Annotated in this window: 23 protein-coding genes; 15 read left to right on the top strand and 8 right to left on the bottom strand. The window is 68.5% G+C overall.

The annotated features are described in order from the left end of the window. Window positions 1–19: 19 nt before the first annotated feature. Window positions 20–2581 (bottom strand): sigma-70 family RNA polymerase sigma factor, encoded by a 2562-nt coding sequence (locus ACFVDI_RS24210; RefSeq protein ID WP_378911329.1) that lies wholly within the window; start codon window positions 2579–2581, stop codon window positions 20–22. Window positions 2582–2874: 293 nt separating this feature from the next. On the opposite strand from ACFVDI_RS24210, the gene ACFVDI_RS24205 reads away from it, so the two are divergent. The 5 genes from ACFVDI_RS24205 to ACFVDI_RS24185 all read left to right on the top strand — a co-directional run bounded on the left by ACFVDI_RS24205 (window position 2875) and on the right by ACFVDI_RS24185 (window position 7789). Then, complete coding sequence (locus ACFVDI_RS24205) at window positions 2875–3597, top strand: hypothetical protein (RefSeq protein WP_378911328.1); 723 nt, start codon at window positions 2875–2877, stop codon at window positions 3595–3597. A gap of 41 nt (window positions 3598–3638) precedes the next feature. Beyond that, complete coding sequence (locus ACFVDI_RS24200) at window positions 3639–4409, top strand: SOS response-associated peptidase (RefSeq protein WP_378911327.1); 771 nt, start codon at window positions 3639–3641, stop codon at window positions 4407–4409. 4 nt (window positions 4410–4413) lie between these two features. After that, on the top strand, window positions 4414–5052 hold the full coding sequence (locus ACFVDI_RS24195) for an alpha/beta family hydrolase (RefSeq protein WP_328529223.1): 639 nt from the start codon (window positions 4414–4416) through the stop codon (window positions 5050–5052). A gap of 75 nt (window positions 5053–5127) precedes the next feature. Continuing rightward, window positions 5128–6909, top strand: coding sequence for an IlvD/Edd family dehydratase (locus ACFVDI_RS24190; protein ID WP_378911326.1), 1782 nt, complete (start codon window positions 5128–5130; stop codon window positions 6907–6909). 10 nt (window positions 6910–6919) lie between these two features. Next, window positions 6920–7789: a fumarylacetoacetate hydrolase family protein gene (locus ACFVDI_RS24185; RefSeq protein WP_378911324.1), complete on the top strand. Its 870-nt coding sequence runs from the start codon at window positions 6920–6922 to the stop codon at window positions 7787–7789. Here ACFVDI_RS24185 and ACFVDI_RS24180 read toward each other — a convergent pair. Further along, window positions 7779–8867 carry a LacI family DNA-binding transcriptional regulator gene (locus ACFVDI_RS24180; RefSeq protein ID WP_378911323.1) on the bottom strand — a complete coding sequence of 363 codons (1089 nt, stop codon included), beginning with the start codon at window positions 8865–8867 and terminating at the stop codon, window positions 7779–7781. The two genes, ACFVDI_RS24185 and ACFVDI_RS24180, sit on opposite strands and share 11 nt — an antisense overlap. A gap of 248 nt (window positions 8868–9115) precedes the next feature. Here ACFVDI_RS24180 and ACFVDI_RS24175 point away from each other — a divergent pair, with 248 nt between their 5' ends. From ACFVDI_RS24175 to rsrA, 6 genes are all read left to right on the top strand, one after another. Further along, window positions 9116–10024, top strand: coding sequence for a carbohydrate ABC transporter permease (locus ACFVDI_RS24175; protein ID WP_378911321.1), 909 nt, complete (start codon window positions 9116–9118; stop codon window positions 10022–10024). After that, complete coding sequence (locus ACFVDI_RS24170; RefSeq protein ID WP_378911320.1) at window positions 10021–10887, top strand: carbohydrate ABC transporter permease; 867 nt, start codon at window positions 10021–10023, stop codon at window positions 10885–10887. The genes ACFVDI_RS24175 and ACFVDI_RS24170 overlap by 4 nt, the downstream gene beginning before the upstream one ends. A gap of 33 nt (window positions 10888–10920) precedes the next feature. After that, window positions 10921–12249 (top strand): ABC transporter substrate-binding protein, encoded by a 1329-nt coding sequence (locus tag ACFVDI_RS24165; protein ID WP_378911319.1) that lies wholly within the window; start codon window positions 10921–10923, stop codon window positions 12247–12249. A gap of 73 nt (window positions 12250–12322) precedes the next feature. After that, entirely contained in the window at window positions 12323–13831 is a 1509-nt protein-coding gene (locus tag ACFVDI_RS24160) for an alpha-N-arabinofuranosidase (RefSeq protein ID WP_378911318.1), read from the top strand. A gap of 73 nt (window positions 13832–13904) precedes the next feature. Beyond that, a complete protein-coding gene (locus tag ACFVDI_RS24155) occupies window positions 13905–14603 on the top strand; it encodes a sigma-70 family RNA polymerase sigma factor (RefSeq protein WP_378911317.1) in 699 nt (232 codons plus the stop codon). Next, complete coding sequence (rsrA, locus tag ACFVDI_RS24150; protein WP_378911316.1) at window positions 14600–14863, top strand: mycothiol system anti-sigma-R factor; 264 nt, start codon at window positions 14600–14602, stop codon at window positions 14861–14863. The genes ACFVDI_RS24155 and rsrA overlap by 4 nt, the downstream gene beginning before the upstream one ends. 68 nt (window positions 14864–14931) lie before the next feature. Here the strand turns inward: rsrA and ACFVDI_RS24145 are convergent, their stop codons facing one another. Continuing rightward, window positions 14932–15006, bottom strand: coding sequence for a 50S ribosomal protein bL37 (locus ACFVDI_RS24145; protein WP_370249596.1), 75 nt, complete (start codon window positions 15004–15006; stop codon window positions 14932–14934). 79 nt (window positions 15007–15085) lie between these two features. Next, window positions 15086–15925 (bottom strand): DUF2785 domain-containing protein, encoded by an 840-nt coding sequence (locus tag ACFVDI_RS24140; RefSeq protein WP_378911315.1) that lies wholly within the window; start codon window positions 15923–15925, stop codon window positions 15086–15088. An 83-nt stretch (window positions 15926–16008) separates the two neighbouring features. Between ACFVDI_RS24140 and ACFVDI_RS24135 the strand changes: the two genes are divergently transcribed. Beyond that, window positions 16009–17499 (top strand): sensor histidine kinase, encoded by a 1491-nt coding sequence (locus tag ACFVDI_RS24135; RefSeq protein WP_378911314.1) that lies wholly within the window; start codon window positions 16009–16011, stop codon window positions 17497–17499. Between the two features lie 36 nt (window positions 17500–17535). Here ACFVDI_RS24135 and ACFVDI_RS24130 read toward each other — a convergent pair whose 3' ends face one another. Beyond that, a complete protein-coding gene (locus ACFVDI_RS24130) occupies window positions 17536–17790 on the bottom strand; it encodes a WhiB family transcriptional regulator (RefSeq protein WP_008362075.1) in 255 nt (84 codons plus the stop codon). A 292-nt stretch (window positions 17791–18082) separates the two neighbouring features. On the opposite strand from ACFVDI_RS24130, the gene ACFVDI_RS24125 reads away from it, so the two are divergent. Then, window positions 18083–18454 carry a hypothetical protein gene (locus tag ACFVDI_RS24125; protein ID WP_378911313.1) on the top strand — a complete coding sequence of 124 codons (372 nt, stop codon included), beginning with the start codon at window positions 18083–18085 and terminating at the stop codon, window positions 18452–18454. Between the two features lie 3 nt (window positions 18455–18457). On the opposite strand, the gene ACFVDI_RS24120 is transcribed toward ACFVDI_RS24125, so the two are convergent. The 3 genes from ACFVDI_RS24120 to sodN form a co-directional block, all read right to left on the bottom strand. Beyond that, the gene (locus ACFVDI_RS24120; RefSeq protein ID WP_378911312.1) at window positions 18458–19207 is read right to left on the bottom strand and encodes a SigB/SigF/SigG family RNA polymerase sigma factor; all 750 of its coding nucleotides are present in this window, start codon (window positions 19205–19207) and stop codon (window positions 18458–18460) included. 49 nt (window positions 19208–19256) lie between these two features. Beyond that, complete coding sequence (locus ACFVDI_RS24115; protein ID WP_378911310.1) at window positions 19257–19637, bottom strand: anti-sigma factor; 381 nt, start codon at window positions 19635–19637, stop codon at window positions 19257–19259. 127 nt (window positions 19638–19764) lie between these two features. After that, window positions 19765–20166, bottom strand: coding sequence for a superoxide dismutase, Ni (gene sodN, locus ACFVDI_RS24110; RefSeq protein ID WP_378911309.1), 402 nt, complete (start codon window positions 20164–20166; stop codon window positions 19765–19767). 54 nt (window positions 20167–20220) lie between these two features. On the opposite strand from sodN, the gene ACFVDI_RS24105 reads away from it, so the two are divergent. Together ACFVDI_RS24105 and ACFVDI_RS24100 are read left to right on the top strand one after the other, a co-directional pair. Continuing rightward, window positions 20221–20595 (top strand): S24/S26 family peptidase, encoded by a 375-nt coding sequence (locus ACFVDI_RS24105; protein WP_378911308.1) that lies wholly within the window; start codon window positions 20221–20223, stop codon window positions 20593–20595. 163 nt (window positions 20596–20758) lie between these two features. Further along, on the top strand, window positions 20759–21952 hold the full coding sequence (locus tag ACFVDI_RS24100) for an NADP-dependent malic enzyme (protein WP_378911307.1): 1194 nt from the start codon (window positions 20759–20761) through the stop codon (window positions 21950–21952). Window positions 21953–22005: the final 53 nt, after the last annotated feature.

Genomic DNA, 22005 nt, shown 5'->3' with positions numbered 1-22005 from the left:
ATGGAAACCGGCGACGGGCTCAGCCGATCCCGAGCGCCTTCAGGAAACCCTCCCAGGTCAGACCGTCGGTCACGGCACCGCGTTCGATCTCGGGCTCCTCGTCCGGGTCGGCGCTGTCGCTGGGCTCTTCAGGCTCTTCAGGCTGGTCAGGCAGCGAGGGACTCTCGCTCGGGGTGCCGGGGTCGCTGGGCAGATCCGAGGAGGGAGTCGGCACCTGGGGCACGTCCGGAGTGGTCGGCGGGGTGGGCACCTGCGGGACGTCCGGGGTCGTCGGCGGGGTGGGTACCTGTGGCACGTCCGGGGTCTCGGTGGGCGAGGGCGTCGGGGTCGGCGTGGGCTCCTGGCCGGAGGACCCGGAGACGCTGCGGTGATTGTTGCTCGCGTCGCTGTCCTCGTAGCCGGCCGGCACGATGCGGGCGTCGAAGGCCCACGTCTCGCCCGCCTTCGGGATGAAGTTGACCTGTGCCGCCGTGCCGTCACCGGCCAGCTCGCACTCGTAGGAGTAGGTGCTGCCCGACGGCGGGGGAGCGAAGGTGCCGCAGGCCTGCCAGCCGAGGTAGGCCGGCTCCATGCCCGTCACCGTGATCACGAGCTTGGTCGAGCGACCGGCCGCGGCCTCGGGGAGGCCGGTGACCTCTGCGGTGGCGGCCACGTAGCTCGCCCACCCGGACAGACCGAGGAACGACGCACCGAACCCGCCGTCCTGCTGGGTGGCGCTAACCTCGACTTTTGGGTCGTGCTTCGGAGCGTCCTCGAAGGTCACCTCCACGGCGCCGACGTCCTTGCCGCCGTGGCCGTCCGAGATTCGATAGGTGAAGGTGTCGCTGCTGCCGTCGTAGCCGGCGGTCATCGCGTAGACGACCTTGCCGTCGACGATCTCGGCCCGGCCGTGCGCGGGCTGGTCCACGATCTCGACCAGGTCGAGGGTGTCGCCGTTGTCGTCGGTGTCGTTGGCGAGTACGTCGATGGTGCCCTGCGCCGTCGACGGCTGGTTGCCGTTTCCGGTGCCGTTGTTGCCCTGACCGTTGCCGTTCGACCCGGGAGTCCGGGTCAGGGTCGCGGCGTCGCCGAGGGCCCTGGGGTCCGCGTTGGGGGTGGTCACGTCCACGGTGCCGGCGACCTCGCCGCCCTTGCCGTCGGTGAGGACGTACTCGATCGTGTCGGTGCCGCGCCAGCCCTTGTCGGCGACGTAGGTGACGGTCGTGACCGGCTCGCCGGCCATCCGCAGGCCACCGAAGATCGCGCCGCTGACACCGCCGCCCTTGCCGCCCGAGGTGGCGGCGCCGCCCTTGGTGACGGTGCCGTGAGCGGGCGCGGCGACCGTGGCCTCCTTGACCGAGAGCGGGTCGCCGTCGGCGTCGCTGGCTCCCTGGGTCAGGTCGATGACCGCCTTGCCACCCGGAGCGACCTGCACCTCGGGCAGAGGTGAGGTGATGACCGGTGCCTCCTGGGCCTGGGCCCGGGCCGTGTCGGTGGGCTGGTCGGCCGGCTGGTCCGCGGGAGGCGCGGCCGGCGGGGCCGCGGGCTGATCTGCGGGCGGGGCCGCAGGCGGTGCGGCGGGAGGAGCCGCGGGTGCCGGGTCGGCGGGTGCCTCCGCGGCGGGCTCCTCAGCGGCCGGCACCTCGGGTGCCGGGTCGCCGCCGGTGAGCGCGAGGCCGGCGACCACGGCAGCGGCGGCCGCGACACCGGCACCACCCGCGACCGTACGTCCCACAGGGTCGCCCAGCACCCAGTCCCTGATCCGCCCGAAGAAGAGCACCACACCGCCCTTGGCGGCGACGCCGCCACCGACGGCGAGGTAGCCCGCGCCCGCGGCGCCGAGCAGGGCCGGAGCGAGCCAAGCACCCATCCCGGAGTTGACCTCGGTGAGCTCGAGGTAGATCGCGGTGCAGGGGCGGCAGTCCTGCAGGTGGTCGTCGACCTTCTTCGAGTCGCGCTTGGACAGGCCGTTGCGGATGTAGGCACCCAGGTTCGCGCGTGTGGTGGCGCATGCCTCCTCGACGGCGTCCTGCGCGTGCATCGAGATGAAGGCCTGCTTGAGGCCCTCGCGGGCCCGGTAGGCGAGCGCGGAGACCGAGTTGGCCGACATGCCGAGCATCGGCGCGATCTCAGCCGGCTTCTGGCCCTCGACCTCGGTGTGCCACAGCACCTGTTGCCAGCGTTCGGGGAGCTGCTGGAACGCCTTGGCGGCGGCCTGGTTGTCGAAGCCCGAGACCGCGGTGTCCTCGAAGGGCACGCCCGGGTCGAAGGGCGTCAGGTCGTCGGTGGTGGTCAGCTTCGAGGCGGCCCGGATCTTGTCCACGTGGAGCCGACGCAGCGACGTCAGCAGGTAGGCGCGGAAGGCCAGGTCCGGGCCACCGCCCCGCTGCAGCACGTTGAGCACCTTGGCGAACGCCTCGGAGACGAGGTCGTCGGCGTCTCCCGGCGAGACCAGCTGACGGGCGAGGCGGCGAGCAGCCTCGACGTGGCGCTCGAACAGCGTCCCGTACGCATCCAGGTCACCGCCGCGGACGGCGGTGATCAGCTCGGCGTCGCCAGGGGCGTCGAGGGTGGGTAGAGAGGTGGGGGTCGTTTCGCTCACGGCACCAGAGACGTTAGAAGGACGGAGGTATGACGCGGGTTGCGCCGACGGGAGACATGCGTTGTGCTAACGATGGCGTCGGGTCGCACGTCACGCCTCCTTCCCGGGATCGGACAACAAGTTTCGAGAAACCCGGAAAAGGTGGGTCTCTATCGCGTCATGTTCACCGATTTCGCCCGTCACGTCCACGTGAGCGCGCAGGAGATCGGCGCGAGCACCACTGTATCCACGACCCGACGATTTCGAACGAGGAACCACAGCAACGCCTGGAAACACGAGGAAAGAGGTGAGTCGTGCGACTGTTCTCCCGGGGTTGGCGTGCGCGTGCGTCCACCCCGCCTGAGACCACAGAGCTCTCCGATGAGCAGCGGGCGGCGCTCCCGCCACGGTTCGAGGCCGTCGCGGAGGCGCTGGCCGAGCGAAGCAGCTACGTCGCCGAGGCCTGCTGGGTGGTCGGTCATGACCTCGCCGAGACCGGTGTGTCGCTCGGGGAGAGCCTCGAGGACCTCCGGATGACGACCCAGACCGTCCACAGCCGGGACCCGGCCTTCGCCGAGGTGCACGCACTCTCCGTCGCTTGGAGCGAGGCGACGCTCGGCTATCTGCACACCATCTCCTGTGCCGACCCGCTCACCGGCCTCTCCACGCTCGCGCACGTACGCGAGCGCATCTCCGATCTCTACCGCGAGGCCAAGGCGTGCAGCCACGCGCTGGTCGTCACCGACGCCCACGTCCCCGGCACCCGCGGGAAGACCGACAGCATCGCCACCGCCCGCAGGATGTCCCTGCTGGGCCAGACCGCCCGCACAGTCTTCGCGGGTGCGGCCGCCGTCGGCCAGGTCGGCCACAGCCGGATGGTCGTGGTGGCCCCGCGCGACGAGACGCTGGTCAAGAGGCTCGGCCTCCTCAAGCGGATGGTCGAGCACAGTGCCGACCGGATCTGGATCGAGGGGCTTCCGGAGAACGACAGGTCCGCCGGCTTCCTGCTCGACGAGCTCGCCCGCGGAGCCTCGTAATACCTGGAAACAGCACTGTCCTGCGGCGCTAAGGTGAACGTATGTGCGGTCGTTACGCGTCCAGCCGCCAACCCGACGAGCTGGCCGAGGAGTTCGAGATCGATGAGCTGCGCCTGCAGGAGCCGCTCACCGAGAGCTACAACGTGGCGCCGACCGACCAGGTCTACGCCGTCCTCGAGCGTCCGCCCCATGAGGAGAACGCCACCAGCGAGCGTCAGCTCCGTTCCGTACGTTGGGGCCTGGTTCCCTCCTGGGCCAAGGACGTCAAGATCGGCAACCGGATGATCAACGCCCGGATGGAGACGGTGGGCGAGAAGCCCGCCTACCGCCGGGCCTTCGCCAAGCGCCGCTGCCTGCTGCCTGCCGACGGCTACTTCGAGTGGTACGCCACGGAGGCCGTCGACGCTCCGCGAACTGCCTCGGGCTCCGCTTCGGCCAAGGGCAAGCCCCGCAAGCAGCCCTACTTCATCACCCCGAAGGACGGGGGAGTGCTGGCGATGGCCGGGCTCTACGAGCTCTGGCCCGACCCCGCCAAGGCGGAGGACGATCCCAGCCGCTGGCTGTGGAGCTGCACGGTGATCACCACCGAGGCGGAGGACTCCCTGGGCCGGATCCACGACCGGATGCCGCTCATGGTCGAGCGGGAGCGCTGGGACCAGTGGCTCGACCCGACCCGGCCCGGCGACGTGGACCTGCTGACCCCGGCGGCGCCCGGCCGGCTGGAGGCCTACCCGGTCTCGACGCTGGTGAGCAACGTACGCAACAACGGCCATGAACTCATCGAGCCGCTGCCGCTCGAGGAAACCTGGTGATGACATGGGTGGAACCACGACGCAGATGATCGACACGCCCTACGGGGAGGGGCGGCTCTACACCCGCCGGGCGCGACGACCACAGGCGACGCTGCTGCTCTCCCACGGCGCCGGCAACGGCATCGACACTCACGACCTGATGGCGCTCAACGACGCGCTGCCGGCCCAGGGGATCACCGTGGTCCGCTTCGAGCAGCCCTGGCGGGTCAAGGGGAAGCCGGTCGCCACGCCGCCCAAGTCCCTCGACGCCGCGCTGACGCTGGCGGCCAACTGGATGCGGGTGCGTACGCCGCTGGTGGTCGGAGGCCGTTCGGCCGGTGCCCGCTCGGCGGTCCGCACGGCGCGCGGGTTCGGCGCCGCCGGTGCGCTCTGCCTGGCCTTCCCGCTGCACCCGGTCAGCAAGCCTCAGATCTCGCGTGCCCACGAGCTGCTGGAGGCGAGGGTGCCGACCCTGGTGCTGCAGGGCACCCGCGACCGGTTCGGCAGGCCCGAGGAGTTCCCCGAGGGGATCGAGGTGACCCCGATCCCGGGTGCGGACCATTCCCTCATCGTCGGCAAGCGAGGCCCGATCACCCAGGCCGATGCCGACGCGATCCTGGTCGAGTCCACGCTGGAGTGGCTGGTCCGCGAGGTCATCGCCTAGCTCGATCGCCTCGTCGAGCCGAGGCCGTCGTGACTTTGCGGGCGGGCCGTGAGTTGCGACGCTAGGGTTTACCACGTGGTAAACCCCCATCGACTGCGCAGCCAGGACTGGTTCGACAACCCAGCCAACCCCGCGATGACGGCGCTCTACATCGAGCGCTACATGAACTGGGGCGTGACGCGAGAGGAGCTCCAGTCGGGCAAGCCGGTGATCGGCATCGCTCAGACCGGCTCGGACCTGGCGCCCTGCAACCGGCACCATCTCGGGCTCGCGCAGCGCGTACGCGACGGGATCCGGGAGATGGGTGGGATCGCGTTCGAGTTCCCGGTGCACCCGATCCACGAGATGGGGAAGCGGCCGACGGCGGCGCTGGACCGCAACCTCGCCTACCTCGGTCTGGTTGAGGTCCTCTACGGATATCCCCTCGACGGGGTGGTGCTGACGACCGGTTGCGACAAGACCACGCCGGCCTGCGTGATGGCGGCGGCCACGGTGAACATCCCGGCCATCGTGCTCTCCGGCGGGCCGATGCTCAACGGCTGGCTCAAGGGGGAGCGCATCGGTTCGGGCACGATCATCTGGAAGGCACGCGAGATGCTCGCGGCAGGAGAGATCGACGAGGCGGAGTTCACCGAGCTGATCGCGTCCTCCGCGCCGTCGCCGGGCCACTGCAACACCATGGGCACCGCCGCCACGATGAACAGCCTCGCCGAGACCCTCGGGATGAGCCTGCCCGGCTCGGCCGCGATCCCGGCACCGCACCGCGATCGCGGCCGGGTGGCCTATCTGACCGGCAGGCGCATCGTCGAGATGGTGCACGAGGACCTCAAGCCCTCCGACGTCCTGACCAGGGACGCGTTCGAGAACGCGATCGTCGTGAACTCGGCGATCGGAGGCTCCACCAACGCGCCGGTCCACATCAACGCGATCGCCCGGCACATCGGGGTCGACCTCGGCATCGAGGAATGGGAGACGGTCGGGCACCGGATCCCGCTCCTGGTCGACATGCAGCCCGCGGGCAGATTCCTCGGTGAGGAGTTCCACCGCGCGGGCGGCGTGCCGGCCGTCGTCCACGAGCTGATGCGTCACGGGCTGATCCACGAGCATGCGCTCACCGTGAACGGACGGACCATCGGCGAGAACTGCCGCGACACGGTGAGCGAGGACGCCGAGGTGATCCGCGGCTTCGACAACCCGCTCGTGGAGGCCGCTGGCTTCATCGTGCTGACCGGGAACCTGTTCGACAGCGCGATCATGAAGACCAGCGTCATCTCGGCGGAGTTCCGCGATCGCTACCTCTCCGGCCCCGAGCACCCGAACGTGTTCGAGGGCCGCGCGATCGTCTTCGACGGGCCCGAGGACTACCACGCGCGCATCGACGACCCCGCGCTCGAGATCGACGAGGGGTGCATCCTGTTCATCCGGGGTGTCGGCCCGATCGGCTATCCCGGCTCGGCCGAGGTCGTCAACATGCAGCCGCCGGCCGCGCTCATCGAGCGGGGTGTGCACTCGCTGCCCTGCGTGGGCGACGGTCGCCAGTCCGGTACGTCAGGGTCGCCCTCGATCCTCAACGCCTCGCCCGAGGCGGCCGCCGGAGGAGGCTTGGCACTGCTGCGTACCGATGATCGTGTCCGGATCGACCTCAACCAGGGACGGGCGGACATGCTGGTCTCGGACGAAGAGCTGGCCGAGCGGCGCGAGGCGCTCGGGGAGTTCCCGGTGCCGGAGTCGCAGACGCCGTGGCAGGAGATCCAGCGGTCCATGGTCGGCCAGCTCGCCGACGGCATGGTCCTCGAGCCCGCTGTGAAGTACCAGCGCGTGGTGCAGACCAAGGGCACCCCACGCGACAACCACTGAGGAGCAGACGATGCACCTTGTCCGATACGACAGCGGCAACGGCCCCCAGGTCGGCGTACGCAGGGACGACTCGATCGCGCCGGTGAGCGATGTCGGGTCCATGGCGGATCTCCTCGCGATGCCACGCGACGAGCTGCGGGCCACCGTGGAGTCCGCCTTCGCCACGCCGGTCCCGGCCGCGTCCGCACGTCTGCTCGCCCCGCTGGACGGGCGGGCCGAGCTGTGGTGCGCCGGCGTCACCTACGCCCGCTCGCGCAGCGCCCGGATGGAGGAGAGCGCCGAGCGGTCGGTCTACGACAAGGTCTACTCCGCGCAGCGGCCCGAGCTCTTCCTGAAGGCGCCGGCCTGGCGCCTGGTCACCTCCGGCGAGCCGGTCGGCATCCGGGCCGACTCCGGCCACGACGTACCCGAGCCCGAGCTCGCGGTCGTGATCAACGCCCACGGCGAGATCATCGGCTACACGGTCTGCAACGACATGAGCTCCCGCTCGATCGAGGGCGAGAACCCGCTCTACCTGTCCCAGGCCAAGGTGTACGCAGGTGCAGCAGCGCTCGCGGCAGGCATCAGGCCGGCCTGGGAGGTCCTCGACCCCACCGGCCTCGACATCACCCTGGTGGTCCGCAGGAGCGGACAAGAGGTCGTGACGGCGAGGACGTCGTCCGACCAGCTCGTCCGCCCGATCCAGCAGCTCGTCGACTACCTGTTCGCCGCCAACGACTTCCCCGACGGTGTGGCCCTGGCCACCGGCACCGGGATCGTCCCCGACATGGACTTCAGCCTTCGGCCCGGCGACGTGGTCGAGATCGAGATCGCCGAGGTCGGGCGGCTCCTCAACCGGGTGGAGGCCGGGAAGGAGCCGTTCGCCTGGCTCAACCGTTGAGCGTCCGAGGTGCCGTGGCGGGCCGCCTCGACGAGGTCTGCGGCGCCCCGGAAGCGGCCCCGCCGGAGGACTCTCGCACGATCACGTCGAAGGCGGCCTTGTGCAGACGTGCCGGCCGCGACGAACCGGCGCCCCACTCGATGCGCTCCACGAGCATGCTGACGGCCGTCTCCGCGATCTCGGTGCGGCCGGGGTCGATGCTGGAGAGCGAGGGGATGGTGAGGTGGCTGATGGAGATGTTGTCGAAGCCGATCACGGCCACGTCATGGGGCACGACGCGCCCCGCCTCACCGAGAGCCCGGAGTGCACCCAGCCCGAGCGAGTCGGTCAGGGTGAAGATGGCGTCGAACTCCAGCCCCGACTCGATCAGCTGCCGGGCCGCGTCGGCGCCGTCCTCGGGATGCCAGGGCGCGACCACGCGCTCGAGCCGTGGGTCGTGCTCGATACCGGCGGCCGCCAGAGCCTCCCGGTAACCCTGGATCCGCAGGTTCGAGGGCCCCATCCGCCGGGTCTCGTCGTCGGGATGGGCGCCGATGACGGCGATCCGCCGGCGCCCCAGCGAGATCAGGTGCTCGACGGCTGCGCGGGCCGCACTGACGTTGTGCATCGTCACGTGGTCGGTGGGTCCGCCGAAGATCCACTCTCCCAGCATGACCAGCGGGAAGTCGACGTACGCCAACAGGTCACGGTCCTCGGTGCCTAGTCGCTCCGGGCTGAAGAGGAGGCCGTCGGTCTGCGGGAGCCCGTGGGTGAGGAGCTCGATCTCGTGCTCACGGTCGCCTCCGAGCTGTCCGACGATCACGCTCAGCCCGCGCTTGGCCGCCGCCGCGATGACCGCATCGGCCAGCTCGGCGAAGTAGGCCTGCCTCAGCTCCGGCACCGCCAGGCCGATGACGCCGGTGCGGCCGGAGCGCAGGCCGCGCGCGGAATGGTTCGGGCGGTAGCCCAGCTCGGCGATCGCCTGCTGCACGCGGGCACGCGTGTCCGGGTGCACGTTCGGATGGTCGTTCACCACGTTGGACACCGTCTTGGGCGAGACGCGGGCAAGGATCGCGACGTCGCGCATAGTCACAGCCATCGTCGCCTCGTGTTCCCTCGTGCCCCCGGTTCAGAGGCAGCCTACATCGGTGTTTTTCGTCCGTCCCGCTTGCCCTTTCGGACACTCCATGTGGCGAATGTCACGTTCGGGTCTTGACAGGGGTCTGACGGCAGGACAAGGATAAGCGTTGATTACCACGTAGTAAACCTGCTGGTGAGAGACATACATCGTCGTAAACCGGTGGGTTCCCCACCCGCGTGTGATGCCTCAGCGAAGAGGAGTCCTTGATGGTCGTTCTCCGGCGGCTGATGTACTCGCGAAAGGCGGCGCCCTACCTCTTCATCGCGCCGTTCGTGATCACGCTCCTCGCCTTCTGGCTGCTCCCGCTCGCGCGTACCTTCCTGCTCAGCACCCAGGAGGTGGTGTTCGGGCAGGCCTCCTTCATCGGACTCGACAACTACCAGCGGCTCTGGCAGGACCGGCTCTTCTGGAAGGCGATGTTCAACAGCGCCCGCTACATGGTGCTGACCATCGCGCTCCTGATCCCGATCCCGCTGGTGCTGGCTGCGCTGATCAACTCCAAGATCGGCAGCGACCGTGTCAAGGCGGTGTTCAAGGCCTCGATGTTCGTGCCGGCACTGACCTCCGTCGTCGTCGCCGGGATCATCTTCCGGCTGATGTTCGCCGAGACCGGCACCGGGCTGATGAACCAGATCGTCGGGCTGTTCGGTCTCGACCCGGTCCGCTGGCTCCGCATCGACACCGGCGGGCTGGTCGCCCTGCTGGCGCTGGCGATGTGGCGCTGGACGGGCGTCAACATCCTCTACTTCCTCGCCGGCATGCAGTCCATCCCGGAGGAGTACTACGAGGCCGCGACCATCGACGGCGCCAGCACGCTGCAGCAGTTCTTCCACATCACCCTGCCCAACCTGAAGCCGACCATCGTCTACGTCACCACCATCAGCGTGTACGGCGGTCTGGCGATGTTCCTGGAGAGCTTCATGCTCTACCGCGGCAACGCCTCGCCCAACGACCAGGGTCTCACCGTGATCGGCTACCTCTACCGGCGCGGGATCGAGCAGAACGACCTGGGCTTCGCCTCCGCGGTCGGCGTCGTGCTCGTCGTGGTCATCATGGCCATCAACCTCACGTTCCTCACGCTCAGCGGAACCTTCAAGAAGGAGCACGCGTCTTGAGTGCCGAGCCGGTTACCCGCACGAGGATCCAGCTGCCGTACTGGCTGCACGGCTCCGTCCAGACCGGGCTGCTGCTGGTGCTGACCCTGGTCGTGCTCGCTCCGTTGCTGATCATGTTCGTCGCGACGTTCCAGGACGGCAACGACGTCATCCGGCGGGGACTCTCGCTCGACGTCGATCCCGGCTCGCTGTCCCTGGACAACTACGTGATGCTCTTCACCGACTCCGGGCCGTACTTCCGCTGGTTCGCGAACTCGATCCTGCTCACCGTCGTACAGGTGGCAGGGACGCTGCTGGTCAGCTCGTTCGTGGCCTACGGCTTCGCGGTCTACGAGTTCAAGGGCAAGACCGCGTTGTTCATCGCCGTGCTGCTGCTCATGGCCGTGCCGTTCGAGATCATGATGCTCCCGCTGTACGTGCTGGTGAACGACGTCGGCCTGGACGACTCCTACTCGGTGATCGTGCTGCCCTTCCTGGCCGCCGCGGTGACGATCTTCTACTTCCGGCAGTACTTCCTCGGCATCCCGAAGGACCTGCTCGAGGCGGGCCGGATGGACGGCGCCACGGAGTTCGGCATCTTCTTCAAGATCGTGGTGCCGGTGGCGAAACCGGCGTTCGCGGCGATGGCCATCCTCAACGGGATGATCATCTGGAACAACTTCCTCTGGCCGCTGCTGGTGCTGCGCTCGGAGTCGAAGTTCACCCTTCCGATCGGGCTCAACACCCTGCTCACCCCGCACGAGAACAACTACGAGCTGCTGATCATCGGATCTCTGTTCTCGCTCCTGCCCGTCCTGGTGCTCTTCCTGCTGTTCCAGCGGTTCTTCGTCGCTGGGATGACGGCCGGGGCGCTCAAGGGCTGACCCCGTGCACAACCTCACAGATGGAGAGAAACCATGACGACAACGCGGAGAATCACCTCCCTCCTCGCCGCAGGACTCGCCGCGACGCTCGCGCTGAGCGCCTGCGGCGGCTCCGAGGAGGAAGGCGGACCTGACGCAGAGGGCCGCACCAGCATCGACATGTGGGTGTTCGCCGAGCTGCACGGCACCTACTACGAGGCGATGGCCGACGCGTGGAACGAGAAGAACCCCGATAAAGAGATCAAGCTCGACGTCACGGTCTTCCCGTACGACGAGATGCACAACAAGCTCCAGCTGGCGGTGAACTCGGGCAAGGGGCTCCCGGACGTCGTGGACATCGAGGTGAACAAGTTCTCCAACTTCGTCACCGAGGACGGGCGTACGCCGCTGGCGGACCTGTCCGAGGCCGCGGAGCCGTACGAGGAGGACATCGTGCAGGCCAGGATGGACCTGTACAACCGGGAGGGGAAGCAGCTCGGCTACCCGACCCACGTCGGGGCTCAGGTGGCCTTCTACAACGTCCCGTTGATGGAGAAGGCCGGGGTCGACTACAAGACCATCGAGACCTGGGACGACTTCAAGGAGGCCGGGGCCAAGTACAACAAGGCGACCGGCAAGGCGTTCGGCATCGCCAGCACCGACACGAACATCGTGCAGCCGCTGATCATGGCGCAGCTCGGGGGCAACCTGTTCGACGAGGACGGCAATGTCACCGTGAACAGCCCGGAGGTCGTGGAGGCGGTCGGGATGCTGCAGGAGATGCAGAAGGCCGGAGCGCTCTCGACCATCCCGGGCGGCAGCCCGGACATCGAGGAGGCCTACGGCCCCATCAACGACGGCGAGTATGCCGCTGTCGTCTACCCGGCCTGGTACACCTCCCGGTTCGTCGACTACATGCCCGACCTTGCCGGCGACATCGCGATCGCTCCCGCGCCGGTCATCGAGGGCGGTGAGGTCGCCACGATCGGTGGCGGCGGCACCGGCACCGCGGTGATCGACAGCTCCCCGGACAAGGACTTCGCCATGGAGTGGCTCGCGTTCGCGAAGCTGTCTCCGGAGGCCAACGTCGCTGTGTGGGAGGAGCTCGGCTTCGACCCGGTGAACATGTCGGTGTGGGAGGACAAGGAGGTCACTCACAACCCGGAGAACAAGTACAACGTGTACTTCCGGACCAACCTCTTCGACGTGCTCAACGAGGTCAAGGGCGACATCGGCCACTTCGAGTCCTTCGCCGACCCGAACCTGCCCAAGGTCGACGAGGTGTTCACGACCAGCACGTACAACCAGGTCTTCGGGGACGGCGTCCCGGCCAAGGAGGCGCTGGACCAGGCGCAGGCCGACCTGGAGAACCAGCTCGAGTAGCTGTCGAGGGTTGCGGGCGCCGGCGTGCAGCCGGCGCCCGGGACACCGCTGCCCAGACCAGAGAGAGGAACCCATGGAGAACGGCAAGCTGACGATCGATCCGGCGTTCACCGTCGCCCCCGTCAACAGGAGGATCTTCGGGTCGTTCGTGGAACACATGGGTCGATGTGTCTACGGCGGCATCTTCGAACCAGGGCACCCGACGGCGGACGACGACGGCCTGCGCGGGGACGTACTGGATCTCGTACGCGAGCTCGGGGTCACCGCCGTTCGCTACCCCGGCGGCAACTTCGTCTCCGGCTACAAGTGGGAGGACGGAGTCGGGCCGCGCGACCAGCGGCCGACCCGTCTGGACCTCGCTTGGCGGACCATCGAGACCAACGCGTTCGGTCTCAACGAGTTCATGACCTGGGCGAGGAAGGCCGGGATCGAGCCCATCATGGCGGTCAACCTCGGGACCCGCGGCCTGGCGGAGGCGCTCGAGCTGCTGGAGTACGCCAACCATCCCGGCGGAACCGAGCTGTCCGACCGGCGTATCGCGCACGGCGCTGACAAGCCGCACGACATCCGGATGTGGTGTCTCGGCAACGAGATGGACGGGCCCTGGCAGCTGGGTCACAAGACCGCCGAGGAGTACGGCCGCCTGGCCAAGGAGGTGGCCGGAGGCATGCGACAGTTCGACGCCGACCTCGAGCTGGTCGCCTGCGGCAGCTCGGGCCGCTCGATGCCCACCTTCGGTGCGTGGGAGGCGACCGTGCTCGAGCACACCTACGACGACGTCGACTTCGTCTCGGCGCACGCCTACTACGAGCTCGAGGGCGAGGACGTCGCAAGCTTCCTCGCCTCGTCGGTCGACATGGACCTCTTCATCCGGGAGGTCGTCGCGACCGCCGACCACATCGGGGCGAAGCTCTCCTCGCCGAAGCGGATCAACATCTCCTTCGACGAATGGAACGTGTGGTACCTGAAGAAGTTCCAGCAGGAGGGCACCCCGACGGAGTGGACCTCCGCCCCTCGGCTCAGCGAGGACGCCTACACGGCGCTCGACGCTGTCGTCGTCGGCTCCCTGCTCATCACGCTGCTCAAGCACAGCGACCGGGTGACCGCCGCCTGCCAGGCCCAGCTGGTCAACACCATCGGCTCGATCAGGTGCGAGCCCGGCGGGCCGGCGTGGCGGCAGTCGATCTTCCACCCGTTCGCGCTGACCGCCCGGTTCGCTCAGGGGGAGGTGCTCGAGCCGCGGGTGGTCGCTCCGACGATGGCGACCGCCAAACACGGTGACGTCTCCGTCCTCGACGCCGTCGCGACCCACGACCCCGAGAACGGCCGGGTGGCGGTGTTCGTCGTCAACCGGCATCCGTCGGAGTCCGTGACCTTCTCCACCGACGTGCGCTACTTCGGCGGCGTGGATCTGGTCGAGGCGACGGTCCTGGGCGGCGAGGACCTGTTCGCGGTGAACAGCATGGAGGATCCCGACCGGGTCGTGCCGAAGACGTTCGACTCGGCGAAGGTCGTGGGTAGCGCACTCGAGGCCGAGCTTCCTCCGGCCTCGTGGAGCATGTTCGTCCTGCAGACGTCCTGATGTAGCCGGCGGCCGCCTGCAGGGATCCCTGACAGCAGGGAATGTTTGGCGGCCGCCGCGGTGTTCATGAAGCATGACCATCCTCCTCGAACGCCCTGCGGAGAACGTGTCGCCGATGGGCGCCCCGATCCTCACGCGCGTACCCTGGGACGTGATGAGCGACAACAACGATGAGGTCGACCTGGCCACCGAGACGCCCGAGGAGCGCGCGCTGCGCTTCGAGCGGGATGCGCTGCCCTTCCTCGACCAGCTCTACTCGGCGGCGATGCGGATGACCCGCAACCCCTCCGACGCTGAGGACCTGGTGCAGGAGACGTTCGCGAAGGCGTACTCCTCCTTCCACCAGTTCAAGCCCGGCACCAACCTGAAGGCCTGGCTCTACCGCATCCTCACCAACACCTTCATCAACACCTACCGCAAGAAACAGCGGCAGCCGCAGCAGTCGATGTCCGAGGACGTCGAGGACTGGCAGCTCGCCCGGGCCGAGTCACACACCTCGACCGGTCTGAAGTCTGCGGAGATGGAGGCGCTCGAGCACCTGCCCGACTCGCAGGTCAAGGACGCCCTGCAGCGACTTCCGGAGGAGTTCCGGCTCGCTGTCTACCTCGCCGACGTCGAGGGATTCGCCTACAAGGAGATCGCCGAGATCATGGAAACCCCGATCGGCACCGTGATGTCGCGGCTGCACCGCGGCCGGCGCCAGCTGCGCGATCTTCTCTCCGACTACGTACGCACCAACGACCTCACCGGCGCTCGTGGAGGTGCGTCATGAGTGCCCACAAACACGACGCCTCTCCCAGCGACTGCGCGGACTTCCTCGAGCAGATCGTCTTCCTGATCGACAACGAGCTCGCCGAGGCCGACGCCGAACAGGTCAAGCTCCACCTGCAGAGCTGCAACCCCTGCCTGGAGACCTACGACCAGCAGCGCATCGTCAAGGCGGTCGTCGCCCGCTCGTGCACCGAGGTCGCTCCGGGTGAGCTGCGCGCGAAGATCATGGTGCAGATCCAGGAGCTCCGCACGAGGTCCTGAAACAGCCACAGACGCGACGAGAGCCCCAGCCGACCGGCTGGGGCTCTCACGTCAGTTAACAGCCGTGTTCAGCTGTTGGGGCGCTTGCCGTGGTTCGCGCCCTTCTTGCGGCGCGCGCGGCGCTTGCGACCGGTCTTGCCCATGATGATCTCCTCCATTGGGGTACGTGGACCCCGAGGGGCCTCGAGACAGTCTCTCAAAGCCAGGTGCGTGAGAGCCAATTCAGGTCAGGTAGGCGCGGTTGGAGTTCTTCAGCGCCGCGACCACGACCAGCAGCAGGTCGCCGCGGATCTGCGGGGTGTCGTTGCTGAGCGCGAGCTGGATGTAGAGGGCCCGCAGGAACGCCTCGGCGTTGCCGGTGAGCAGGAACGGGTCGCGGTCGGGTGTCTCCGGGGTGGCGGTCGCGACGGTGACGATCCGGTTGATCCACGGCTCCATGATGTTGAGCGGGACCAGGTTGCGGCGCAGCACGGACATCGTGGCCGCGGCCAGCCGATCGGGCTCGCCGTGGGCGTAGATGGTGTCCCCGCGGGCCAGCACCCGGTCGGCGACGACGTCGAGGATCACGGTCAGCTCGGGCTTGCCGAGATGCTCGGAGGCGGCCAGGGTGCCCAGCGCGTCGGCGCCGCGGGCGACGGCGTGCGCCCAGCCGCGCTCGGGAACGAAGGCGCGCAGATCCCGCTCGCGCAGCAGCCAGGTGGCGATCCGGTCGCCCCACTCCAGCACCTTCCCCGCAGGCACCAGCGAACGGGCGTTGTCGCGGGCGATGCACTCGGCCAGAGCCTCGACCGAGGAGGCTCGGCGGAAGACGCCGTTGTTGCCGGAGTCACCGAGCCCGACCACGAGGCCGGCTGCCATCCCGTCGCCCAGACCTGCGAGCAGGTCGTCGTAGACACCGCGCTGGATCCATGTCGACAGGGCGGGCACGGCCAGCCCGCTGCGTACGTCCGGGTCGGGGTCGCCGAGCATCCGGGTGAGCTCGATGGTGAGATCGCCCAGGGGCCGGTCCGTGGGTACGGCGAGACCGGTCGAGTGAACCTCCCGCCAGTACGCCTCCGACATGGGGAACATCCTGCCAAACCCCGCCGCGCGTGGACATCCGACCCGCGCAATGCCCTACCAAGGTCTACATCTACGCTGTGCCCGTGCCCACCCTGAGTGAGCTTGCCCAGAACCACACCGACCTCGACAGCGAGGATGTCGGGTGGCTTCAGCTGCTCATGGCCGACTGGCAGATCCTGGCCGACCTCTCCTTCGCCGACCTGGTCCTGTGGTTGCCGGACAAGTCGGGCAACGGCTTCTGGGCGGCCGGTCAGATGCGCCCCACGACGGGCCCGACGGCCTACGTCGACGACATCGTCGGCATGTTCGTGCCGAAGGGCCGCCACGCCACCCTCGACAACGCCGTCGACGCCGGCCGGCTGGTGCGTGAGGGTGACCCGGAATGGCGCGACGACCTCCCGGTGCGGGTCGAGACCATCCCCGTGCGCCGGGCCGGCCGCATCATCGCGGTGCTGAGCCGCAACACGAACCTGCTGGGCGTACGTACGCCCTCCAAGCTCGAGCTGACCTACCTGCAGACCGCGGCCGACCTGACCCAGATGATCGCCAACGGCTACTTCCCGGCGGTCGGCCAGCGCAGCGACCACACCGACACCCCTCGGGTGGGCGACGGGTTCGTGCGGGTGGACGCCGACGGCGTCGTCGACTACGCCAGCCCCAACGCCCTCTCGGTCTTCCGCCGGCTGGGCCTCTCCGGCGACCTGGCGGGGCAGTCGCTGGCGGGGATGACCCGTGCGCTCGTGCCCCCGCGCAAGCGCCCCGACGAGGAGACGCTGAGCGCGGTGCTCGGTGGGCGGGCCCACCGCGACACCGAGATCGACACCGGCGTGATGGCGATCATCATGCGCTCGATCCCGCTTCGGCCGCGTGGCGAGGCGATCGGTGCGCTGGTGCTGCTGCGCGACGTCACCGACCTGCGCCGCCGCGATCGCGAGCTCGTCACCAAGGACGCGACCATCCGCGAGATCCACCATCGGGTGAAGAACAATCTACAAACCGTGGCCGCGCTGCTGCGGATGCAGTCGCGCCGGGTCGACTCCGGAGTGGCGCAGGACGCATTGAACGAGGCCGTACGGCGTGTCGGATCGATCGCGCTGGTCCACGAGATCCTCTCGCAGCAGGCGGTCGAGGAGACCGTCGAGTTCGACGAGATCGCCGACCGGCTCGCCTCCATGGTCGGGGAGGTCACCTCGGTCGGCGTCACGGTGCGGGTGCGCCGCGAGGGCTCGTTCGGGTCGCTGCCCTCGGAGGTGGCCACGCCGATGGCGATGATCGTCACCGAGCTGCTGCAGAACGCAGTCGAGCACGGCTACCGAGGCAGCGGTCCCGGCGATCCCGAGACGGGCACGATCGTGATGTCCGTACGACAACAACCCGCCGGGCATCTCCAGGTGACCATCGAGGACGACGGTCATGGACTACCCGACGGGTTCAGTCTCGACACCTCGACCAACCTGGGGCTGTCGATCGTCAAGACTCTCGTCGAAGGGGAGCTCGGTGGCCGGCTCTCGTTGGGGCCCCGGCCTGATGGCCATGGAGCGAGAGCTTCGGTCGAGCTGCCGTTGGAACTTTAGGTGGATCTCTAGGGGTTGATGGCCTCTAGGGGGTGGTCAGACGGCGGTGCGGACACGGGAGCGGGCGTTGCGGCGCTTCAGCGCACGACGCTCGTCCTCGCTCAGTCCACCCCACACGCCGTGGTCCTGACCGGCCTCAAGAGCCCACTGAAGACACTGCTCCCGGACGTCGCAACGCCGGCAGACCTGCTTGGCTTCCTCGATCTGGAGGATGGCCGGACCGGTGTTTCCGATGGGGAAGAACAGTTCCGGGTCTTCATCGAGACAAGCCGAACGGTGGCGCCAATCCATGGCTGGGTAGACCCTCTTTCTGACGTAGGATGGGCAAGGCCCTGGTGCTGCGAGACCCTGCGAGTGGGCACGTGGCGGGGATGTGTGAATGTCTTCACGTGCGTGCTGTCTCTAGAGTTCCAAGAAATGGACGCCGAAACAACCCCTAACCAGTGTCTGGTTCGTCACCGGACCGTAACACTCAGTCTTCCTGGGGCTAGACATTTCGGTAACGCGGTGAGTTACCCGCAAATCGCGTGGTGTATGCTCTCGCCGATTTTCTGAGTCTTGGCCCGGGTTCTAGGCTGCTGAGGTGACCGCGCCGCATCGCCCCTGGACTCTTCTGCTGACCGTGGTCGCTGCGGGCGTGGAGGCCGCGGCGATGCTGTTGTGGGGCGCGCTGGAGTTCGTACGCATCCGGGACGCCGCCTCGCCCACCACCGCGATCGCGGGCGGGCTGTTCTTCCTCCTCTGTGCCGCCGGGATCGGCTGGTGCGCCGCCATGTTCTGGCGCCTGGAGTCCTGGTCGCGCGCGCCGCTCGTGCTCGTCCAGCTGATCGTGCTCGGGCTGGCGTGGAACCTGCGTGAGGACCTCGCCGTCGCGGGTGGGTTCGCGCTGGTCGCGGTCGTTGCCCTCGTCGGCGTCTTCGCGCCGCCGAGCATCGCAGCGCTCGAGGAGCGCTAGGGGCTAATCCTCCTCCAGCGCCTTGCGGAGCTGCTTGAGCGAGCGGTTGAGCAGCCGGGAGACCTGCATCTGCGAGACGCCCAGCTCGCCGGCGATCTCGGTCTGGGTCTTGTTGCGGAAGAACTTCAGCATCAGCACCTGCTTCTCGTGCGCGGAGAGGCTGTCGAGCACCGGCTTGATCGACTCCCGCACCTCGACGTCGTCGAGGCGCAGGTCGTGAGCGGTCAACGAGTCGAGCATCGGCGCGGTCTCGTCGCTCGCGGAGTCGAGCGACAGCGCGGCGTACGCGTTGCTGGACTCCAGACCCTCGACGACGGTCTCCAGGCTGACGCCGAGGCGGGTGGCGAGATCGCGGGCCGTGGGGGAGCGGCCGAGCTCCTGGGAGAGCTCGGCGGTCGCGTCGCGCAGGTTCTGCTGCAGGTCGCGCAGGCGGCGCGGAACGCTGACGGCCCACCGGCTGTCGCGGAAGTAGCGCTTGATCTCGCCGAGGATCGTCGGCACGGCGTAGGTCGAGAACTCCACGTCGCGGGCGAGGTCGTAGCGGTCCACGGCGTTGAGGAGGCCGACCACGCCGACCTGGACGAGATCCTCGTGCGGCTCGCCGCGACCGTAGAACTGAGAGGCGCAGTACTCCACCAGCGCCATGTTGAGGTGGACCAGCTCCTCGCGCACGGCGGTGCGCTCGGCGTCGCTCAGGTCGGTGCCGGCGAGCGTCGTGAAGAGCTCGCGGGAGCGTGCGCGAGCGTCCTCCACCTCGCTGGTGCTCCTGGACCTCGACGACCGAATCGTCTCCTGCGCCATGTCAGCGCGCGGCTCCAAGCGGGGTCGCTCCCGCGACCAGCGAGATCCTGAGCCGGTCGCCGTCGGGGGTGGCGGTGACCTCCCTGGCCAGCGTGGTGAGCACCTGCCAGGCGAAGCTCTCCTCGTCGATCTCGGCCTCGGCGTCGCAGGTCGTGGTCACGGTGACCGCGATCGTGTCCTCGCCGAGGTCGAAGACGACGTCCAGGTGGGCGTCATCCGCGGCGCACTCCAGGCAGATCGCCGCCGCTTCGCTGATCGCCATCCGCAGGTCCTCGATGTCCTCGAGGGTGAAGTCGAGGCGCGCGGCGAGCGCGGCGGTCGTCGTACGCAGCACGGAGACGTAGGCGCCTTCTGCGGGAAGGCGCAGCTCGACCTGGGGCATCTGTGTGGTGAGTCCTTCCGTGGGAGTCCCGATGATTATGCAACGAGACGGGTCTCGCCGGGCCGAAACCCACCGCGGCCGCTCCGGAACGGAGCGGCCGCGGCGTACGAGCTGATGTGAGAAGGCTTCAGGCCTTCTTGGTCGCCCAGAAGATCTCGGCGATCTCGTCGATCTTGGCGAGGAGCTTGTCGGCGGTCTCGAGGTCGAGGGTGCCCTTGGTGCCGGAGGCGCCGGCGAGCTTGGTGGCCTCGTTGACGAGGGTGTGGAGCTGGGGGTAGGCCTCGAAGTGCGGGGGCTTGAAGTAGTCGGTCCACAGCACCCACAGGTGCTCCTTGACCAGGTTGGAGCGCTGTTCCTTGATGATGACGGCGCGGGTGCGGAAGTCGGGGTCGTCGCTGTCCAGGGCCTTCTGGATGACCGCCTTGACGGACTCGGCCTCGATGCGGGCCTGGGCGGGGTCGTAGACGCCGCAGGGCAGGTCGCAGTGGGCCGAGACCTCGATGGTGGGAGCGAAAAGTCGCGCGAACATGCGGGTCCTCTCAAAGAGTGTTCATGTGTCCTACGGATTGCGACACTACTCCGCATGGAAGACATCGCGGCCAGGGCACCCCGACACACCTGGGGGATGGCGAAGGTCGTCGGGGTCTCGATGGAGCCGACGCTGCGGGCGGGGGACCGGTTGTGGGTCGCCTACGGACGTACGCCGGTGCCGGGCCACGTGGTCGTCGCCCGGCTCGCCGACGGGGCGGTCGTCGTGAAGCGGGCGGTGGAGCGGCGTACGACCGCCTCCGGCCGCACCGGGTGGTGGCTGCTCTCGGACAACCCGGCCGCCCCGGGCGTGATCGACTCCCGGCACAGGGGTCCGGTCGTGGACGACGACGTGCTCGGCGTCGTCGTGGCCCGGCTCTGGCCGCGCCCGGGGCGCCTGGGCGAGACTCTGCACGAGGGCTCCAGATGAGGGCTTCGTCACCTGTAGGAAACATCAACCGCTTCCTCCGGTAGCCTGTGGGAAACTGCCATCCGGGCAACACATCCCTGTAGATGGCGCCTTGCGCGGCTCCACCCTTCGGCTCGCGTTCGACCGCCCGACGTCCGAGTCCGTAGTTTTCTGGAGGCCCCCAATGACCGAGTCCACCCTGTCCACCGAGACCACCGCCTATGACGGCGACCCGGTGTTCGAGCTCCACCGCGGCGGCAAGATGGCGATCGCGGCGACCGCATCGGTCTCCGACAAGGCCTCGCTGTCGATGGCCTACACCCCCGGTGTCGCCCGGGTGTGCACCGCGATCGCCGAGCAGCCCGAGCTGGCCCACACCTACACCTGGGTGCCCAACACCGTCGCGGTCGTGACCGACGGCACCGCCGTGCTCGGCCTGGGTGACATCGGCCCCGCCGCCGCGATGCCGGTGATGGAGGGCAAGGCGGTGCTGTTCAAGGAGTTCGGCGGCGTCGACTCGATCCCGATCTGCCTGGACACCACCGACGTCGACGAGATCGTCGAGACCGTCATCCGGATGGCGCCCTCCTTCGGCGGGATCAACCTGGAGGACATCTCCGCCCCGCGCTGCTTCGAGATCGAGGACCGCCTCAAGGAGGCGCTCGACATCCCGGTCTTCCACGACGACCAGCACGGCACCGCCGTGGTCACGCTCGCGGCGCTGATGAACGCGCTGAAGCTGACCGGCCGCAACCCCGAGTCGACCCGCGTGGTGATCTCCGGTGCAGGTGCCGCCGGCGTCGCGGTCGCCAAGATCCTGCTCGAGTTCGGCATCAAGGACCTCGTCCTGCTCGACCGCAAGGGCGTCATCTCCTCGACCCGCTCCGACCTGACCGCGTCGAAGAAGGCGATCGCCGAGGTCACCGCCGACGTCACCGGCCGCACCGGCTCGCTGGCCGAGGCGCTCGCCGGCGCCGACGTCTACGTCGGGGTCTCCGGCGGCACGGTGCCCGAGGAGCTCGTCGCAACCATGGCCGACCAGGCGATCGTCTTCGCGATGGCCAACCCGAACCCCGAGATCCACCCCGACGTGGCGCACAAGTACGCCAGCATCGTCGCCACCGGTCGCTCGGACTTCCCCAACCAGATCAACAACGTGCTCGCGTTCCCCGGCATCTTCCGGGGGGCGATCGACGTGCACGCCTCCTCGATCACCGAGGGCATGAAGCTGGCCGCCGCCCAGGCGCTGGCGGCGCTGGTCGGCGATGAGCTGTCCGCGGACAAGATCATCCCGGAGCCGTTCGACCCGCGCGTCGGTCCGGCCGTCTCCGCTGCGGTCGCCGAGGCCGCTCGGGTCGACGGGGTCGCCCGCCGGTAGCCGACCCGGCTCGTTCTGACCCACACGATCGCCGAGTCGGCTCGTCATGACGG

The sequence above is a fragment of the Nocardioides sp. NPDC057767 genome (genome assembly GCF_042798275.1).
Taxonomy (GTDB): Bacteria; Actinomycetota; Actinomycetes; order Propionibacteriales; family Nocardioidaceae; genus Nocardioides.
This window is presented reverse-complemented; position numbering and strand designations above follow the sequence as displayed.